This is a genomic window from Pseudomonas sp. Q1-7, assembly GCF_028010285.1.
Classification (GTDB): domain Bacteria; phylum Pseudomonadota; class Gammaproteobacteria; order Pseudomonadales; family Pseudomonadaceae; genus Metapseudomonas.
Window position 1 is genome coordinate 4,036,799 of record NZ_CP116304.1, and the last position, 17,475, is coordinate 4,054,273.

The 17,475-nt window shown below is 63.9% G+C and carries 16 protein-coding genes and 1 pseudogene; 7 read left to right on the plus strand and 10 right to left on the minus strand.

The annotated features are described in order from the left end of the window. Window positions 1–32: 32 nt before the first annotated feature. The 3 genes from flgD to flgB are packed head-to-tail and all read right to left on the minus strand — an operon-like array spanning window position 33 to window position 1,597. Window positions 33–713, minus strand: a complete 681-nt coding sequence (flgD, locus tag PJW05_RS18790) for a flagellar hook assembly protein FlgD (RefSeq protein ID WP_271408485.1) — start codon at window positions 711–713, stop codon at window positions 33–35. A gap of 15 nt (window positions 714–728) precedes the next feature. Beyond that, entirely contained in the window at window positions 729–1,175 is a 447-nt protein-coding gene (gene flgC, locus PJW05_RS18795) for a flagellar basal body rod protein FlgC (protein WP_271408486.1), read from the minus strand. A gap of 14 nt (window positions 1,176–1,189) precedes the next feature. Further along, complete coding sequence (gene flgB, locus PJW05_RS18800; RefSeq protein ID WP_271408487.1) at window positions 1,190–1,597, minus strand: flagellar basal body rod protein FlgB; 408 nt, start codon at window positions 1,595–1,597, stop codon at window positions 1,190–1,192. Between the two features lie 526 nt (window positions 1,598–2,123). On the opposite strand from flgB, the gene PJW05_RS18805 reads away from it, so the two are divergent. Together PJW05_RS18805 and PJW05_RS18810 are read left to right on the plus strand one after the other, a co-directional pair. Further along, window positions 2,124–3,704 carry a ShlB/FhaC/HecB family hemolysin secretion/activation protein gene (locus tag PJW05_RS18805; RefSeq protein ID WP_271408488.1) on the plus strand — a complete coding sequence of 527 codons (1,581 nt, stop codon included), beginning with the start codon at window positions 2,124–2,126 and terminating at the stop codon, window positions 3,702–3,704. Window positions 3,705–3,756: 52 nt separating this feature from the next. Continuing rightward, on the plus strand, window positions 3,757–7,134 hold the full coding sequence (locus PJW05_RS18810; RefSeq protein WP_271408489.1) for a two-partner secretion domain-containing protein: 3,378 nt from the start codon (window positions 3,757–3,759) through the stop codon (window positions 7,132–7,134). Between the two features lie 312 nt (window positions 7,135–7,446). On the opposite strand, the gene PJW05_RS18815 is transcribed toward PJW05_RS18810, so the two are convergent. Next, the gene (locus tag PJW05_RS18815; protein WP_271408490.1) at window positions 7,447–8,457 is read right to left on the minus strand and encodes a fimbrial protein; all 1,011 of its coding nucleotides are present in this window, start codon (window positions 8,455–8,457) and stop codon (window positions 7,447–7,449) included. A gap of 234 nt (window positions 8,458–8,691) precedes the next feature. Further along, window positions 8,692–8,961 (minus strand): annotated as a pseudogene (locus PJW05_RS18820) (NAD(P)H-dependent oxidoreductase); the annotation flags it as partial. A gap of 100 nt (window positions 8,962–9,061) precedes the next feature. Here PJW05_RS18820 and PJW05_RS18825 point away from each other — a divergent pair. Next, entirely contained in the window at window positions 9,062–9,487 is a 426-nt protein-coding gene (locus PJW05_RS18825) for an organic hydroperoxide resistance protein (RefSeq protein WP_271408491.1), read from the plus strand. Between the two features lie 42 nt (window positions 9,488–9,529). Here PJW05_RS18825 and cheR read toward each other — a convergent pair whose 3' ends face one another. Next, window positions 9,530–10,357, minus strand: coding sequence for a protein-glutamate O-methyltransferase CheR (cheR, locus tag PJW05_RS18830; protein WP_271408492.1), 828 nt, complete (start codon window positions 10,355–10,357; stop codon window positions 9,530–9,532). A gap of 43 nt (window positions 10,358–10,400) precedes the next feature. Beyond that, window positions 10,401–11,333, minus strand: coding sequence for a chemotaxis protein CheV (locus tag PJW05_RS18835; RefSeq protein WP_271408493.1), 933 nt, complete (start codon window positions 11,331–11,333; stop codon window positions 10,401–10,403). A 77-nt stretch (window positions 11,334–11,410) separates the two neighbouring features. On the opposite strand from PJW05_RS18835, the gene flgA reads away from it, so the two are divergent. The 4 genes from flgA (at window position 11,411) to PJW05_RS18855 (ending at window position 13,994) form a co-directional block, all read left to right on the plus strand. Further along, entirely contained in the window at window positions 11,411–12,172 is a 762-nt protein-coding gene (flgA, locus tag PJW05_RS18840; RefSeq protein WP_271408494.1) for a flagellar basal body P-ring formation chaperone FlgA, read from the plus strand. Window positions 12,173–12,301: 129 nt separating this feature from the next. Continuing rightward, entirely contained in the window at window positions 12,302–12,640 is a 339-nt protein-coding gene (gene flgM, locus PJW05_RS18845; protein ID WP_271408495.1) for a flagellar biosynthesis anti-sigma factor FlgM, read from the plus strand. A 48-nt stretch (window positions 12,641–12,688) separates the two neighbouring features. Continuing rightward, window positions 12,689–13,156, plus strand: a complete 468-nt coding sequence (locus PJW05_RS18850; protein WP_271408496.1) for a flagella synthesis protein FlgN — start codon at window positions 12,689–12,691, stop codon at window positions 13,154–13,156. 37 nt (window positions 13,157–13,193) lie between these two features. Further along, window positions 13,194–13,994, plus strand: a complete 801-nt coding sequence (locus tag PJW05_RS18855) for a flagellar brake protein (protein WP_271412256.1) — start codon at window positions 13,194–13,196, stop codon at window positions 13,992–13,994. Between the two features lie 3 nt (window positions 13,995–13,997). Here PJW05_RS18855 and PJW05_RS18860 read toward each other — a convergent pair whose 3' ends face one another. From PJW05_RS18860 to PJW05_RS18870, 3 genes are all read right to left on the minus strand, one after another. Next, window positions 13,998–14,618 carry a TIGR04282 family arsenosugar biosynthesis glycosyltransferase gene (locus tag PJW05_RS18860; protein WP_271408497.1) on the minus strand — a complete coding sequence of 207 codons (621 nt, stop codon included), beginning with the start codon at window positions 14,616–14,618 and terminating at the stop codon, window positions 13,998–14,000. A 99-nt stretch (window positions 14,619–14,717) separates the two neighbouring features. After that, on the minus strand, window positions 14,718–16,046 hold the full coding sequence (locus tag PJW05_RS18865) for an MFS transporter (protein ID WP_271408498.1): 1,329 nt from the start codon (window positions 16,044–16,046) through the stop codon (window positions 14,718–14,720). A 61-nt stretch (window positions 16,047–16,107) separates the two neighbouring features. Continuing rightward, on the minus strand, window positions 16,108–17,349 hold the full coding sequence (locus PJW05_RS18870) for a glutamine synthetase family protein (RefSeq protein WP_271412257.1): 1,242 nt from the start codon (window positions 17,347–17,349) through the stop codon (window positions 16,108–16,110). Window positions 17,350–17,475: the final 126 nt, after the last annotated feature.

Below are 17,475 nucleotides of genomic sequence, written 5' to 3' on the forward strand. Positions count from 1 at the left end.
GCCGGTGCGTCCCGGCGTTCTGAACCGGGAAGTTACTGACCGATGACCTGGACCTGCGACAGCGGAACGCTGCCAATACCGGCGAGGTTGAGCGTCAGCTCGCCGCCGTTCGGCGCCAGGGTCACGCTGTCGACGTTGGCCGGCAGCAGGGTGTAAAGGCCTTTCGTCTCACTGCCGTACTGGGCCTGCGCCTCGAACTTGTAGGTGCCGGGCGGCATCTCCTTGCCACTGGAGTCCTTGCCGTCCCACATGAAGCTGACGTTGCCGGCGGACTGCTGGCCGAGGTTGATGCGGTTCACCAGCGCGCCGGCGTTGTCGTACACGTTGACCCAGACGTTGCTGCTGGTGACCGGCAGGACGGCGCTGGCCTTGAAAGTCTCGGCGGTGTCCACCACCGCCTTCTCGCTCGGTACGATGACCTTGCGCCCTACCAGGGACGAGGCCTGCAGGGCCTGGGACGACTGATAGCCGGAGAGCAGCGAACCCATGCTGGTGTTCAGCTTCTCGATGCCTTCCACCTGGCTGAACTGCGCCAGCTGGGCGATGAACTCGCCGTTCTCCTGGGGAGACAGCGGATCCTGGTTGTTCAACTGGGCAACCAGCAGTTCGAGGAACTCGTTCTTGCCGAGGTCCTTGCTCTTGGTTTCGTTCCTGATGGCGTACTGATCGAGGAACGACTGGCCATCAGTGGATGCTACGTTGCTGACACTCATGCTGTTCCCTCGCTATCACTGACCCAGGGTCAGCACTTTCTGCATCATCTGTTTGGCGGTGTTCATCATTTCCACGTTGGTCTGGAAGGACCGACTGGCTGAAATCATGTCGGCCATCTCCTCGACCACGTTCACGTTCGGGTAGTAGACATAGCCTTCCGCGTTAGCCGCCGGATGGTTGGGCTCGTAGCGCGGGGTCAGGGTGCTCTGGTCCTCGACCACGCCGAGCACCTGCACGCCGGCGCCAGACTGGTCCTGGTCGGCGAACAGCGAGCCACGGTCCCCATTGCCCAGGTTGTCCTGGAACACGGTGGCGAACACCGGGTGGCGGGCGCGGTAGGTCTGGTCGAGGCTGGAGGAGACGGTCTCGGCGTTGGCGATGTTGCTGGAGATAGTGTTCAGCCGAGTGTTCTGGGCACTCATGCCGGTGCCGGCGATATTGAAGATGCTGGACAGGGACATGGCTTGGCTCTCCGTTATTCGCCGCGCAAGGCCTTGGTCAGGCCGTTGAACTTGCTGTTGAGGAAGGTGAAGCTGGCCTGGAACTGCATGGCGTTCTCGGTGTAGTTCGACTGCTCCAGCTGGGCGTCGACGGTGTTCTGGTCGATGGCCGCCTGGAACGGGATGCGGTACTTCAGCGAGGCGTCGGCCAGTTCGAAGCCTTCGGCGGCGATATGGTTCGAGTGAGTCCGGGTGGCCTCGAAACTGCCGTGGGCGGCCCTCTCCGATTGCTGGGCCAGCACGCTGGCGAAGTCCAGGTCACGGGCCTTGTAGTTCGGGGTGTCGGCGTTGGCGATGTTGTTGGCCAGCACCTCGCCACGCTGGGCGCGGAAGCCGAGGGCTTGCTGATGGATGCCGAGGGCCTTGTCGAAACTGATGCTCATGATCCGGAACCTTTGCCAGTGGCAATCTGGTTTGCTTGCCAGACACTCAGCAAAGGCCGTGCCAAAACGATTTACCCTTTATTTTCAACGCATTAGGAACTTGTAAAAGCGGCAAAAGGCGGCAATGGCCTTCCGTTTGCCGCCGGCAGCGGCAAGTCGCCAGGACGCTTTTGCCGCTGCTTGCCGCTTTCGAGCCTCACTCGCCGCCCCCGTGTAGGACTCCTCCCAAGACGGCTATCGACGTTTCTCTTTCACGCCCGACCGTGTTGTGACGCAGGCCGCAGATCAGGAGCATCCACGCTCCGCACAGCCCAGGCTTTACCTGCGAGACCCGATGCCGACACTTTCCGTACGTCTTCCCCACACGCCGAATAACCCTCCGCTCCCCACCAAATGCGCTGCGCCATCGACCCTCCACGGCTCGCACCCCTGGAGCGGCCGGCTGAGCCTCGCGATCACACTTTCCCTCCTGATACCGCAGGCAATCGCCGCGCCCATACCCAACGCCGGGCAAGTCATACGCGACATGGAGCGGGAGACGCTGGATCTTCCAGCCCCCGTGGAGCTGGAACCGAAAACGCGCAAACCGGAACAGTCCGCCCCCGGCCAGGCGGCCGAACAGGGCCCGCGAATCAGGGTCGAATCGTTTCGCATCGGCGGCAACCAGCTGTTCGACGCCCAGCGCCTGCTGGCGTTGCTCGACGACCTCAAGGGCCGCGACCTGAGCCTCGCCGAGCTGAACGCCGCCGCCGGACGCATCGGAGCGTTCTACCAGGAACAAGGCTACGCACTGGCCCGTGCCTACCTTCCGCCCCAGGAAGTCGAGGACGGTGTCGTGCGTATCGAGGTGATCGAGGGTCGCTACGGTCGGATCGAGCTGCGCAATGGTTCGCGAACCCGCGAGAGCGTCCTGCGTCAGCCGCTCTCCCGGCTGGAGAGCGGCGCCGCCGTGCAGGGCGACGAGCTGGAACGCAGCCTGCTGCTGCTCAGCGACCTGCCCGGGTCGCGCACCAGCGGCACCCTCCGTCCCGGCACCCGAGGCGGTACCACCGACCTCGTGGTGGAGGCCAAACCCGCTCCCCTGCTCAGCGGCACCCTGGATGCCAACAACTTCGCCGACGACTCCACGGGCGAATACCGCGTCGGTGGCAGCCTCAACCTGAACAGTCCCCTGCGCCTGGGTGACCAGCTCAGCCTGCGCCTGCTGAGCGGCGACTGGCGCCAGCGTTACTACCGCGCGGCCTACCAACTGCCCATCGGCCCCTGGTCGACGCGCATCGGCCTCGCCCATTCGCGCGCCTACTACCACGTGATCAGGACGCCTGACCGCATGGACCTCCTGGGCCTGCAGGGAAACGCCCAGGTCGACAGCCTGTTCCTTACGCAACCGCTGGTGCGCAGCCGCGCATTCAACCTGAACGCCCAGTTGCAGTACGAAGCCAAGACGCTGCGCGACGACATCACGCTCTTCAACGCTCGCGGCAGGAAGGACATCGGGCTGTGGAGCGCCGGCATCAGCGGCAACAACCAGGACCGCCTGCTCGGCGGCGGACAGACCGGCTTTTCCCTGACCTGGGGGCATGGCCGCCTGCGCATCGAGGATGCCCAGGAGCGCGCCCAGGACCGCTATTCCGCTGGCAAGGCCGGAAGCTTCGACAAGCTCAACCTGAACGCCGTGCGCCTGCAGCACCTGGGCGATCGGCTGCAGCTGTTCGCCCAGATCAACGCCCAATGGGCCTCCGGCAACCTGGACAGCACCGAGAAGCTCACCATCGCCGGTCCCTTCGGCGTTCGCGCCTACCCCACCGACAGCAGCGGCGGCACCGGCGACCAGGGTTGGCAGGCCAGCGCGGAGCTGCGCTACGACCTCTCGCCCGGCTGGCAACTGAGCGCCTTCATCGACCAGGGCGCGGTGACCTTCAACAAGCGCCCCTGGGGGCGCGGCGGCAACCACAACCACATGGCCGGCACCGGTGTCGGCGCCACCTGGTCGGGCCGCAACCACCAGATCAGCCTCACCGCGGCCATGCCCATGGGCGAAGCGGAAAAGGGTGTGCAGCCGGATCGCTCGCCGCGCTTCTGGCTGCAAGCCACCCGCTACTTCTGAGCAACACCCGTTCTGCTGGGGATCAGCAGAGTTGAATCACAGAGGACCTGCAATGAACAAAAGCTATGCACTGATATGGAACCAGGCATTGGGCTGTTGGAACGTCGCCAGCGAAGGCACCCGTCGCCGGAGTAAATCCGGACGTGGAACGGTCGTGATCGCTGCCGGTATTTCGCTGCTGGGACTGCTGGGGCAATCCACCGCCTTCGCCCTGCCCGAGGGTGGCAAGATCGTTGCCGGCGACGGGGGGATTCAGATCTCCAACGACGGCAAGAACATGGTCATCGATCAACGCAGCGACAAGTTGATCGCCAACTGGAACGCATTCAGCGTCGGCCAGGACGAGCGCGTCAGCTTCCAGCAACCCGGCCAGAGCGCCATCGCCCTCAACCGCGTGATCGGCAACAACGGCAGTGATATCCAGGGCCGCATCGATGCCAATGGCAAGGTCTTCCTGATCAACCCCAATGGCGTGGTCTTCGGCAAAACCGCCCAAGTCAACGTCGGTGGCCTGGTGGCTTCGACCCGCGACATCGCCGACAAGGACTTCCTCGAAGGCAACTACCACTTCAGCGGCAACTCCACCGCCGCCGTGAGCAACGCCGGCAACCTGACCGCCAGCGAAGGCGGCAGCATCGCCCTGCTGGGCGCCCAGGTCAGCAACAGCGGCGTGATCCGGGCGCAAATGGGCAGCGTGGCCCTTGGCGCGGGCAAAGACTTCACCGTTAACTTCGACGGCGACGGTCTGCTCAACCTGCAGGTGGACGCCAGCGCGGTGGATGCCCTGGCGTATAACGGCGGCCTGATCAAGGCCGACGGCGGCAGCGTGCTGATGACCGCCAGCAGTGCCGACAGCCTGCTCCGGACAGTGGTCAGCAACGAAGGCGTGATCGAAGCCCAGACCCTGCAGAACAAGTCCGGCAAGATCGTCCTGGATGGTGGCAGCCGGGGTATCGTCCGGGTTGCCGGCACCCAGGACGCCAGCGCCGTTGCCGGTGGCCTGGGCGACGGGGGCCTGGTGGAAAACCGTGGCGCCAACGTCGAGGTGCAATACAACGCCCAGGTGGACACCCGTGCCGAAAAGGGCAAAACCGGCACGTGGAAGATTCGCTCGAACAATGTGGTCGTCGCCAAGGCGGAGAATCCACCCGCCCCCGACAAGTCGCGTGGCCTGATCATCAATGGCGGTATCTCGGGCAATACCGGGAAGGGTGGCGGGAACGGCGTAAACGTCGGCATCGGCATCGGTAAGCCCGGCAAAAACGGCGTGGGCGTAATCATCGGTGGTGGCAACTCCAGCAATGCGGTTGTCGCCAAGGCGGAGAATCCACCCGCCCCCGACAAGTCGCGCGGCCTGATCATCAATGGCGGTATCGAGGGCAATACCGGGACGGGTGGCGAGAACGGCGTAGACGTCGGCATCGGCATCGGTAAGCCCGGCGAAAACGGCGTGGGCGTAATCATCGGTGGTGGCAACACCGTCAATGGAAAAAGCGACACCGACACCACCGCGGGGCCGACCCTGCACGCCGATACCCTGGCCAGGAACCTGGCCACCACCCACATCGAACTGACCGGTACCCAAGGCGACGTGAAGGTGGAGGCACCGGTGGCCTGGAACAGCGGCAACACCCTCAGCCTTTCCGCCGAAAACGGCAGCGTCCTGGTGAATGGTGACCTGAAGGCGAGCGGCGACCAGGCTGGCCTGAAACTGAACGCCCGCGACGGCATCCAGCTGAATGCCGATGTCGCCCTCACCGGCCGGGGCGCGAGCCTGGAACTGAACCATCACAGCGGCTACAGCATCAAGGCTGGCAAGTCGGTGACCCTGTCCGGTTCGGGCGCCGAGTTCCGCGCCAACGGCCAGGACTACAAGGTGGTGCAGAGCCTCAAGCAGCTGAGCGAGATCGCGGACGACATGAACGGTCGCTACGTGCTGGGCGCCGCGATTGTGGGCCAAGGAAGCTTCACCACCATCGGCGATGGCAAGGCCTTCAGCGGCAAACTCGATGGCCTGGGCAACACCATCAGCAACCTGGACATCTACTCCACCGGTTCCACCGTTGGCCTGTTCGGCGTGAACAAGGGGGAAATCGGCAACCTGAACCTGGAGCGCGTATCGGCCAGCGGTGCGGCTTCCCGCGGCTTCGACACCCAGGTCGGCACCCTGGTCGGGCAGAACGAAGGCGTCATCCGCAACGTCCATGCCAAGGACGTCCAGGTGACCGGCGCGCGAAACAACAATGCGCTCGGTGGCCTGGTCGGCACCAACCTGGGTGGCACCATCGCCAACTCGTCCGCCAGCGGCACCGTGGTCGGTGACGGCAAAACCTACGCCATGGGCGGACTGGCAGGACAGAACCTGTCCTCTTCCCAGGGTGCTGGAGCGATCGCCAACAGCAGTGCGGATGTCAGCTTCTTGGGACAAATGAGCAGGAACGGCTACGGCACCGGCGGCCTGGTCGGCTACAACAAGGGCGGGGTAGTGAGCAACTCCTCCAGCACCGGCGCCATCCGGCTCTTCGGCAACCAACTGGCCTTGGGTGGTCTGGTCGGCCAGAACCACGAAGGCGCCATCGCCAACTCCAGCTCCAGCACCGACGTAACCGGCGGCAAAAACAGCAATCTCGGCGGCCTGGTCGGCGTCAACCGTTACGGCACGATAGCCAACTCTCAAGCCAGCGGTCGGGTGATCGGCAACGGCGCGGACAGCGTTGGCGGCCTGGTCGGCAACAACCTGGGTGGCACCATCACCAACAGTTCGGCGAACGGCACGGTGTCCGACGCGAACGGCAGCAGCCTGGGTGGGCTGGTCGGGCAAAGCCAGAACGGCCTGATGACCAACGTCTCGACATCCGGCTACGTAGCCGGCGGCTCGAAGGCCAGTGTCGGCGGCCTGGTGGGCTACAGCCGCAATACCTCCATCACCAACGCGTCCTCCAGCACCGCCAGTATTTCCGGCGGTGCCGACGCCCATGTGGGAGGACTGGTGGGCTACAGCTGGAATAGCGCCATCGCCAACGCCTCGTCCTCCAACTTCGTGGCCGGCGGAAATGGAAGTCATGTCGGCGGCCTGGTCGGCACCCTTCAGGGCGGCAGGATCAACAACGCATCCGCCGGTGGCAGCATCAGTGGTGGAAACAACGCTCGGGCCGGTGGCCTGGTGGGGATGAACAACGGCGAGATCACCAACGCCAACGCATCCGGCCGAGTTAGCGGCGGCCAAAAGGCCCAACTGGGTGGCCTGGTGGGGCAGAACCGCGGTTGGATCCAGCAGTCTTCGGCCGGCGGCCATGTCGAAGGTTATCCTGGCCAGATCTATGGCGGGCTGGTCGGCATGGACTACACGCCCCGGCGGCAGCAGCTCAACTCCACTTACGGCGACGCGGCCAGTATTCCGATGACCGGCAGCAAGTACCTTCCCTTCTAACCTGACCCGCGGCCCGGCATGTCCTTGTCGGGCCGCCCTTCCCCCGTCCATAAACGAAGCCCTGTCCGCAACCGCGGGCTCGGCGCATCACGCGCCCTGGCCCTGGTTCAGCCAAGCGGACAGGGCTTCCCTTCGCCCAGGTACAGGCAAGGCCCGATAACGAGCCCTTTCCGAACTCTGCTGACGCACGCTGCACACCAGCGGCATGCCGCCTATGCCGCCTATGCCGCCTATGCCGCCTATGCCGGCGAGCGTGGTGAGGCGGCAGGCCGTGGAAATCGGACCTGCCTCCTGTGTCCACACACAAGGTTCTCAGTTGTACGACAGGCTGAAGGTGAGGGCGCCGTTAGCCGTGCCCGGTGACACCCGATTTCCTGTCTGGATATAACGCGCTGCCAAGCCGATTGCATTGACGCCACTGTGAGTCACGCCCATGTCACGGGGTTTCCCCAGCGGGATCGGGGTGTTGTCCGCCGCATCGAGAATCTGGATGCCCACACCCGCCGCAGTGGAAGACGACGTCAGCGAAATGGTGCCTTCCCAGCCAGCGACTTGGTGGGTGGCATCCAGGTTCAGCTTCATCGAAGCACCCTGGTCGCACTCCAGGCTGAGGGAGAAGGGGACCTGCCGCGAGGTACTGCCCGGAGCGTGGAACTGGCTTGCCTGGACGCGGTCCATGGGCACGTTGATGCTGCTTTTCGTCAGGTTGCAGGCTGCCGTCTCAATCTGGACCGGGGAGAACGAATAAGAAAACAAGGGTTTCCGGTAGAGCCCGCCCACGAACGAGTCGGGTTCGACCGAGACCTTGAAGTCGGGAAAGCTGATGATACGGTCCTGACCAATGTTGCGGGTCTTGACCAGTTTGAACACCTGCCTGATCCAATAGGTCTTCTGGCCTCCCAGGTAAGGAAACGAAACCGTCGGACGCGGCGTGGTGCTGTTCAGGCTGCTTCCGCTCATCACGAAGGCCCCCGACTCATTTGGAGTCTCCAGCGTCCAGTGGAGGCCAATCCCAGAGACCGTCGTGTCCAGATAGATGCTATCGGACGTCCTGCTCGGGTTGTTCTTGTCTTTGAAAATCTCGGCCCTTCTGCCGGTCGGATACCACTTGTTGTTGCACTCTATGGTGCTCGATATTTCCGTACTGGCCAGTTCGTCGCCTGCTTTGGCAGTGGGCGGAATAACGAGTCTGTCTGGAAACTTGATGACCAGCGGTGACGTGCTTGTGGGCCAGCAGACGTCGTCCAGCGCCGCCTGGGCGCCGCTTGAAAGAGCGAGCAGGTAGAGCGGGAGAAACCTTGCAGCGGGTACCTGTCTGATCATGACGAACTCCGGTGTAGAGGAAGTCGTCGATCGTAGAAGAGCGGTCGACCCGTTTATTGGCCGGATTACCCATACAGGTTGTAGTTAATTTCCCAAATCCACTGCCGCCGACTCAATGACGGGTGATGGGTATCCCGTCAATCCCCACCGCGCAGGGAATTCCCGGATTTCATCCGAGCTACGAATCCAGCCATCGGTGGGTATCGCCGGGCTACGCCCTATCCCCTCGAACACTCACTGCGCCAGCGGGTACAGCCGCTCGTCGAACTGATCGAGGCGCGGAAACTGCAACGGTGTATCCGCCTCCAGTCCCTGCAGGCGCGCCTGGTAGGCCCGCAGGAAATCCTGGCGGGCTTCGTTGCTGATGTAAGGCACATGCCAGGCCACGAAGGGCGGTAGCACCTCCAGGCCGACATAGGCCAGCGTGCCCCGCAGCATGTCTTCCAGCGGGCCGTGAATCGCGCCCTCGCCAAACATGTGCTCGCGCCCGCCGAGGGTCAGGGTCGCTGTTCATCGACGGGCTGACCTTCAGTCAGCCGGGCGCAATGACGCGGCGTCCCTTGGCTAGGCTTAGGTGTCTCTGCCACCACCCCGGAGACTTGCCATGCCCATCGAAAAAGCCCTATACACCGCCCACGCCGAAGCCTACGGCGGCCGCGAAGGCCGCGCCGTATCGTCCGACGGCATACTCGACGTGAAGCTGACCACACCCAAGGAGCTGGGCGGTGCGGGCGGCGACGGCACCAATCCCGAGCAATTGTTCGCCGCCGGCTACTCGGCCTGCTTCCTCGGCGCCATCAAGTTCGTCGCCGGCAAGGAGAAGATCACCCTGAGCGAGGACACCTCTATAGAAGGCGCGGTGGGCATCGGCACCCTGCCCACGGGCTTCGGCATCGAGGTGGAGCTGAAGATATCCCTGCCCGGGCTGGACAAGCAGGCGGCCAGGGATCTGGTGGACAAAGCCCACATCGTCTGCCCCTACTCCAACGCCACGCGCGGCAATATCAACGTGACCCTGACCCTGGTATAGGGACGCGCCGGAAAGCAGAAGGGAGGCCACTGGCCTCCCTTCTTATTTCACCTTGTAGATGATCCCCGGACTGCACTGGACCATCTGGTAGAGGTCCGGCAGGCCATTGAGCGCCTCGGACGCGCCGAGGAACAGATAGCCGCCTGGTTTCAGGGTGGCATGGATGCGGGTGAGGATGTCCTTCTTCACCTCGGCGGAGAAGTAGATCAGCACATTGCGGCAGAAGACGATGTCGAACTTGCCCAGCGCGGCGTAGCTGTCCAGCAAGTTCAGCGGGCGGAACTCCACGCGGCTGCGGATGGCCGGCTTCACCGCCCAGCGCCCCGGCCCCTTGGGATCGAAGTAGCGGGCCAGGCGTTCCTGGGACAGGCCGCGGCCCATGGCCAGGCTGTCGTACTCGCCGGAACGGCAGGCCGCCAGCATCGAGGAGGACAGGTCCGTGGCGACGATACGCGCCCCGGCCTTCAGTTGCCCGAGGTTGATCTTCTCGAATTCGTCGATCGCCATGGAGATGGAGAACGGTTCCTGCCCCGAGGAACTGGCCGCCGACCAGATTCGCAGCGGCTGGTTCGGACTGGCCTTGATCAGCTCGGGCAGCACCCGGCTCTTCAACACTTCGAAGGGGTAGGTGTCGCGAAACCAGAGGGTTTCGTTGGTGGTCATGGCGTCGATGACCTGCTCGCGCAGGCCGCCATGGGAAAAACCCTGGATGCGCTGCGTCAGTTCGCCCAGGGTCTTGATGCCGTTCTGCTCCATCAGCTTGTTCAGCCGACTGGAGACCAGATACTGCTTGTTGCTGCCCAGCAGGATGCCGCAGGACTTTTCCAGGAAAACCCGGAACTGCTCGAAATCCACATTGCCTGAAGACACTAAGGGCGCCTCACCGATCTGTATCCATGTCAGGGGGCCGGCCTCAGCCCCCGTCCGTTACCTTGATGCGTTCCACGACCCGTGCCGCGAGGTCGTCCGGCTTGAACTTGGCAAGGAAGTCATCCGCCCCCACCTTTTTCACCATCGCCTGGTTGAACACACCGGAAAGCGAAGTATGCAGGAGGATATGCAGCTTCTGCATGCGTGGATCGTTGCGGATTTCCGCCGTCAGCGTGTAGCCGTCCATCTCCGGCATCTCGATGTCGGAAACGATCATCAGCAGTTCCTGCTCCGGCGCCTTGCCCTCCTCCACCATTCCGCGCAGGTAGTCGTAGGCCTGGCGCCCATCGTTGAGGGCCTTGACCTCCACACCGACGGTTTCCAGGCAGCGCATCACCTGTTTGCGCGCCACCGAGGAGTCGTCGACGATCAGGACCCGCTTGCTGACCGCCTTGCTCTGGGTCTCGATATCGACAACGCCTTCGGACACCACCTCGGAGGTCGGCGCCACTTCGGCGAGAATCTTCTCGACATCGATGATTTCCACCAGTTGCTTGTCGACCCGGGTCACGGCCGTCAGGTAATGCTCGCGGCCGGTTCCCTTGGGTGGCGGATGGATCTCCTCCCAGTTCATGTTGACGATGCGCTCCACCGAGCGCACCAGGAAACCCTGCACCTTGGTGTTGTATTCCGTAATGATGACGAAGCTGTTCTTCAGGTCATCCAGGCCTCTGCGCCCAGTCGCCATGGACAGGTCGAGAATCGGAATGGTACCCCCACGGATATTGGCGACCCCGCGTACCACCGGGCTGGACTTGGGCATCAGGGTGAGACGGGGGCACTGCAGCACCTCCTTCACCTTGAACACGTTGATCCCGTAGAGCTGCGATCCATCGAGACGGAACAACAGCAGCTCCAGGCGGTTCTGCCCGACCAGTTGGGTACGCTGGTTAACCGAATCCAAAACACCGGCCATGACCAGACTCCTGTTACAAGTCATTCGAACGCCCGCCTCAGACTAGCAGGCGGCACGACCCTTGCTTATGAATTTGCATGAACACCAAGACGACGCTTTTCCGACACCTGATGGCAAAACGCCGCAAATCGTTTGCGGCTGTTTTACCCGCTTTGTGCTGTCTCGGCTACAGCCCGATGTCGAGTGCCGCTCTGACGTCGCCTGAAGTGCTTATCGGCACAGCCGAAGGCTTTCTTGAGTACGCCGTCGAAGAATATCTGCAGCGCAGCAGCATTCAGGGGCGCAGCGAGATCGAGGTCAATCGCCTTGATCCGCGCCTGCGCCTGGCAGCGTGCGACGAAGATTTGACGTCCAGGCTGGAAAGCCCCGCGCAGCCGCTAGGGCGCGTCACGGTACGGATTCGCTGCGACGGAAGTTCGCCCTGGACTGTGTTCGTTCCGGCCCAGGTGAAGCTCTACCGGGAGGTGGTGGTCGTGACACGGCCGTTGCGCCGTGGAGCACCCATCGCCCCCCAGGACGTGACCGTTGCCGAGCGCGACGTGGGCTTGCTCAACCAGGGATTTCTCAGCGACCCGGCGCAGACCATCGGCCAGAAGACCACACGCACCCTGCTGCCCGACCAGGTATTGGCTCCCCTGCACCTGCAGCAGGCCGAAGTGGTGAGCAAGGGCGACCAGGTGGTGATCAGTGCCGCGAACTCGGCCATCAGCGTGCGCGTGCCGGGCGAGGCCCTGGCCAATGGCGCGCCCGGCGAGCAGATCCGGGTCCGCAACCTGAGTTCCGGACGGGTGGTGAAGGCCCGGGTCAAGGCGCCAGGCCAGGTCCAGGTGGACATGTAGGCATGATTCCACTGGCGCCGCAGAGGATCGATTTCCTAAAATCGGCAGGAACGAAAGAATTTTCTAAAGTTATCCCGGACAGGGCCGATAACACGGTAAGCGTCCAACTAGCGTCCGAGGTTCAGCATCATGGTTATCGACTTCAACCGGCTCAATAACGGCCCCACGCCCAGCGGTTCGGGGCGTACCGGCAACACCGAGGCCGGCAGGAACGAAACCGTCACCAGCGGCCAGGCCGTCTCGTCCCAGAACACCGGCGAGCAGGCTCCGGCTGCCAAGAGCGGCGAATCCGTGCAACTGAGCAGCGAAGCTCAGGTGCTGCAGAAAGCCGGCGAAAAACTGCGCGACCTGCCCGTGGTGGACAAGGAGCGCGTCGAAAAGCTCAAGCAGGCCATAGCCGACGGCTCTTACCAGGTCGACAGCAAACGCGTGGCCAGTAAGCTGCTGAACTTCGAATCCCAGCGCTAGTCCACGGGCAGCGCTGGGGAACTTGGACGCCCGATCCCCAGAGCGCGTATGCACGACACCAACCTGCTTCAGCTGTTCACTGACGATATCGGCCACGCCCAGCGTTTGCTTGAGCTGATGGACGAAGAATTCCAGGCCCTGGGCGAGCGCGACCTCGCCCGCCTCGAAAAACTGCTCGCCGAGAAACAGCCCCTCCTCGCCCAACTCGACCAGCATGGCCGCCAGCGCAGCCAGTTGCTGGCCAGCCTGCAGCTCAGCGCCGACCGCGCAGGCCTGCAACAGCTCGCCGAGCGCTCCTCACTGGGCCAGGCGCTGCTCGATCACGGCGATGAACTCAGCCAGTTGCTGGAACGCTGCAAGGCGCTCAACGAGCGCAACGGCCGCCTGATCCGCGCCAACCGGGCATCGGTCGGCAGCATGCTCGGCATCCTGCGTGGCGGCGACACGCCCAGCCTCTATGACAGCCGGGGTGCGGCCGCTAGAATCGGCCAGCAGCGCCCGCTCAGCCAGGCCTGACAAGACATACAAGAAAAGCGCAAAGACATGCGGCATGATGCCACTACTCTTTGCGCAGTCCGCTTTTGCGTTTGGAGAGACCTGGACCGTGTCCAACCCATTCCACGAAGAGAACGGCCCACAACCCCCCAAGGTGCTCAAGGCGCCGGTGGAAATCCTGGCCAACCTTCGTCTGCTGCAGCAACACCATGATCCGCTGATCATCACCTTCCACGACCGTAACCAGCGCTTCCAGAGCTACCTGGTGGAAGTAGACCGCGACCGCGGCCTGATCGCCCTGGATGAAATGATCCCGAACGACGGCGAACGCTTCCTGAAGAACGGCGAAACCTTCCGTGTCGAAAGCTTCCACGAAGGCGTGCGGATCGCCTGGGATGTCCAGCAGCCGGCCAGCGTCGGCGAGTTCGAGGGGGACCGCTGCTACTGGTGCGCCCTGCCCGAGGAAGTGACCTATCACCAGCGCCGCAACGCCTTCCGCGCCACCCTCAAGCAGAGTCAGTTGGTTCCCGTGGAGCTGGACGGCGACAGGATGTCGTCGCCGATCAAGGGCGTGATGCTGGATATCTCCGCGACCGGCTGCAAACTGCGCTTCGACGGCGACCTGAACGGCCGCCTGCAACCTGGCCAGGTCTATGAGCGCTTCAGCGCCAGGATGCCCATCGGCCCCATCACCACCCCCGTCGAACTGCGCCACCTGCATTTCGATGAAAAGCTCGGCGTGAGCTTCGTCGGCATTCGCTTCCACAAGATGAGCGGGCTGGTGCAGCGCAACGTCGAACGCTTCGTCTACCAGTTGCAGCGGGAAGCCCGGCGTTTCGAGAAAGACGAACTGTTCTAGTCGTCAGGCGACTCCGAACTTGAACCCCAGCCGCCCCAGGCGCGGTAGATGTTCGGGGTCGTCCAGCACCCACAACGAGGGCAGCAGCCCGTGCCGCCAATCCAGTTCCTGCAGGCGCTCGCAGGTCAGGGCCAGCACCCGGTCGCTGCCCCAGGGCATGGCCTCGAACAGCCGTGGATCGACGCGACGCAGACCGAGCAACACGTAGCGTCCGTCTTCGGTCGGCCCCAGCACCGCCTGATGCTGGTCCAGCGCCTCACAAGCGGCTGACAGGTAATCGGCATCCAGCATCGGGCAATGCTGGCCGATGAGCACCACAGCATCGTTCTCGGAAAGGCCCAGGGCGGCAATGCGCCGCATTCGCTCACCCAGGTCGCCGACCGGCTGGCCCACCACCATCCAGTCGTTATCCTCGGCCAAGGCTTCCAGGGCCTCGTCCGGTCCATCCTCGATCCAGAAGATGCGCTCACTGAAACCCAGTGGCGGAAGATTGAGTACCCGTGCCACCAGTTGCCGGTGCAACCGTTCCACGCCTTCCTCCCCCAGCTCCGGTAGCAGCCTGGGGTGGAGCTTGCCGGCCTGCGGGGCACTGGCAAGCAGATGCAGGGAGATGCTCAACGTCATGACCAGATCCTCCTTGAAGTCCCAAGGCGAGCCTTGGGCTTGAAGCTCGGGTAGCCACACCGGACGATCATTGGGCAAAAAGGCTGTGGCATTGGGCCACTAGTTGCTCGGCTGCGGTCGCTCCTGCATGTCCTCGCCCGACGGCGGGGGCGATGGTGGGGTATCGCCACTCTGCATCTGGTCGAGCACCGCCTGCTCGTCGACGCGCGGGTCCAGCGCCGCCACCAGGGGCGAACTGATCATGTTGTCCGGGGTCGGCACATGGTGCAGGGGCGCCTCGTCGACCCGGTGCAGACCGGTAACCGCTGCCGGCCGCACCCGCAACACCAGCACCACCGCGCAGAAACAGACGAACGCGTACAGCATGTTCGGCCCCAACTGCTTCATCAGGGCGCCCGTCAGCAAGGGGCCGATGCTCGCCCCCACGCCGAAGGTGATCAGCAACATGGCGGTAAGCGAGACGCGCCGCTCGGCTTCTATATGGTCATTGGAAAAGGCCACCGCCAGCGGGTACAGGCTGAACTGCAGCAGGCAGACCAGGAAGCCCACCGGGAACAGCACCTCCAGCGGCGCGTCCGGCATGATCGCCAGGGGCAAGGCGCACAGCGCGAGCAGGGCCGCCGTGATACGGATCAGCAATGCCCGGTCGTGACGGTCCGACAGCCAGCCCAGCGGCCACTGCACGAGCAGGCCAGCGAGGATGCAGCAGCCCATGAACAGACCCACCTGGTCGATAGGCAGCCCCTGGGCGGTAGCGTAGAGCGGCGCCAGGCCATAGAAGGAGCCGATTACCAGGCCGGACACCAGCACTGTGCTCAGCGACTGTGGCACCCGTTTGATGAAGAAGCGCGGCTCCAGCGGCGCCGGATGCAGGGGGGCCGGGTGCAACTTGCGCGTCAGCGCCACCGGCACCAGGCACAGGGCAAAGCACATGGCCACCAGCATCAGCAGCTCCGGACCGAGCCCCGGGTGCAGGACCAGTACCAGTTGCCCCAGTACCAGGCCCAGGTAGGAGGCCACCATGTAGCCAGCGAACACCTGGCCACGCTGGTTCGCGTCGGCCTGCTCGCTGAGCCAGCTTTCGATCACCATGTACTGGCACATCATCCCCAGGCCCACCAGCATCCGCATGAACAGCCAGGCTGGCAGGACGCTGATCAGGCCGTGTCCGAGTACGGCCGCCGTCACGACCCCGGCACAGGCCACGTAGGCACGGATATGCCCGACCCGGGCGATCAGCCGGTGGCCCAGCTTGCCGCCGAGGATCAGGCCGAAATAGTTGGCCGCCATCAAGGCGCCGACCCAGAGCCCGTCCACCTTGTCCGCCGCCAGGCGCAGACCGAGGTAGGTACTGAGCAGGCCGGAGCCGATCAACATCAACAGGGTGGCGAAATACAGTGCGCGAAACGACTTCCAGATCCGATGCATCGACGGCTCCAGCCGGCTCCTTGTGCGGGGAGGACCGCCCGGACGGGCGGCCCTTGGACGATCAGACCTGGGTGGCGAGGATGCGCCGTTCCCAGGGCGTGATCTCATCGAAGAAGCTGCTGAGCTCCATCGTCTTTGTAGCAATGTAGCCTTCGATGAACTCCTTGCCGAACAGTTCATGAGCCAGATCGCTGCGCTTCAGACGCTCGATGGCCGCATGCAAGGTACAGGGCAGCAACAACTCGTCCGGCGCCTCGAACTCACCCTGGATCGGCGGGCTCGGTTGCAGGTGCTGCTCCATCCCGTACAGTCCGGCTGCCAGGCTGGCGGCAATGGCCAGATAAGGATTGGCGTCGGCGCCGGGCAGGCGGTTCTCCACCCTTCTCGCCACCGGCGGGCTGGCCGGGATGCGCAGGCCCGCCGCCCGGTTGTCGAGGGACCAGCAGGCATTGTTGGGCGACGCGTAGGGATGGCAGAGGCGCTGGTAGGAATTCACATTCGGGGCGAAGAGCGCGGTGAGGTCCGCCATGGCCGCCTGCTGGCCGCCGATGAAATGGGCAAAGGCATCGGTCGGCACGCCATCGGCGTCGCTGAAGATGTTCTGCTCGCCTTCCAGGGTCACAACGCTCTGGTGGATGTGCATCGAACTGCCCGGCGTATGCGCCAGCGGCTTGGCCATGCACACGACCTGAATGCCATGCTTGAGCGCCACCTCCTTGAGCAAGTGCTTGAACAGAAAGGTCTGGTCGGCCAGCAGCAGCGGGTCGCCATGGAGGAAGTTGATCTCGAACTGGCTGACGCCCATCTCGTGCATGAAGGTATCGCGGGGCATGCCGAAGGCCTCCATGCCGCGATAGACCTCCTCGAAGAACGGCCGCAAGCCGTTGTTGGACGACACGCTGAAGGCCGAACAGCCCGCCTCGCGACGGCCATCCAGGCCAAGCGGCGGCTGGAAGGCCAGGCTCGGGTCAGGGTTCGGAGCGAACACGAAGAACTCCAACTCGGTCGCAACCACCGGCTTCCAGCCATGTTCGGCATAACGCTCCACCACCTTGCGCAGCAGGCCACGGGTGGACAGTCCGGAGGGCCGGCCGTCGAGCTCCTGGGCATCGCAAATGGCCAGGGCGCGCGGCCGCTCGCTCCAGGGCAGGCGGTGGATCTGCGTGGGCTCGGCGACCAGGGCCAGGTCGCCGTCGTCGCTGCCATAGAAACGGGCGGGCGGGTAACCGCCCATGATGCCTTGCAGCAGCACGCCCCGCGCCAGCTGCAGGCGACGCCCCGAGCGGAAGCCTTCCCCCGTCATCACCTTGCCCCGCATCACCCCGTTCAGGTCGGGGGTGACGCACTCGATCTCTTCAATGCCGGCCAGGCGATCGGCGAGCGGGCTGCGGACGTTACTGGTCATGATGGTTGTCCTTGTACACGACGG

Coding starts and splice junctions, on each gene's coding strand:
- PJW05_RS18860 (WP_271408497.1), bottom strand. CDS start 14,618: ATGACGTTGAGCATCTCCCTGCATCTGCTTGCCAGTGCCCCGCAGGCC.
- PJW05_RS18825 (WP_271408491.1), top strand. CDS start 9,062: ATGCCCATCGAAAAAGCCCTATACACCGCCCACGCCGAAGCCTACGGC.
- PJW05_RS18810 (WP_271408489.1), top strand. CDS start 3,757: ATGAACAAAAGCTATGCACTGATATGGAACCAGGCATTGGGCTGTTGG.
- flgD (WP_271408485.1), bottom strand. CDS start 713: ATGAGTGTCAGCAACGTAGCATCCACTGATGGCCAGTCGTTCCTCGAT.
- flgA (WP_271408494.1), top strand. CDS start 11,411: ATGAACACCAAGACGACGCTTTTCCGACACCTGATGGCAAAACGCCGC.
- PJW05_RS18855 (WP_271412256.1), top strand. CDS start 13,194: ATGCCACTACTCTTTGCGCAGTCCGCTTTTGCGTTTGGAGAGACCTGG.
- PJW05_RS18815 (WP_271408490.1), bottom strand. CDS start 8,457: ATGATCAGACAGGTACCCGCTGCAAGGTTTCTCCCGCTCTACCTGCTC.
- PJW05_RS18805 (WP_271408488.1), top strand. CDS start 2,124: ATGGAGCGGGAGACGCTGGATCTTCCAGCCCCCGTGGAGCTGGAACCG.
- PJW05_RS18850 (WP_271408496.1), top strand. CDS start 12,689: ATGCACGACACCAACCTGCTTCAGCTGTTCACTGACGATATCGGCCAC.
- flgM (WP_271408495.1), top strand. CDS start 12,302: ATGGTTATCGACTTCAACCGGCTCAATAACGGCCCCACGCCCAGCGGT.
- PJW05_RS18870 (WP_271412257.1), bottom strand. CDS start 17,349: ATGACGGGGGAAGGCTTCCGCTCGGGGCGTCGCCTGCAGCTGGCGCGG.
- flgC (WP_271408486.1), bottom strand. CDS start 1,175: ATGTCCCTGTCCAGCATCTTCAATATCGCCGGCACCGGCATGAGTGCC.
- flgB (WP_271408487.1), bottom strand. CDS start 1,597: ATGAGCATCAGTTTCGACAAGGCCCTCGGCATCCATCAGCAAGCCCTC.
- PJW05_RS18835 (WP_271408493.1), bottom strand. CDS start 11,333: ATGGCCGGTGTTTTGGATTCGGTTAACCAGCGTACCCAACTGGTCGGG.
- PJW05_RS18865 (WP_271408498.1), bottom strand. CDS start 16,046: ATGCATCGGATCTGGAAGTCGTTTCGCGCACTGTATTTCGCCACCCTG.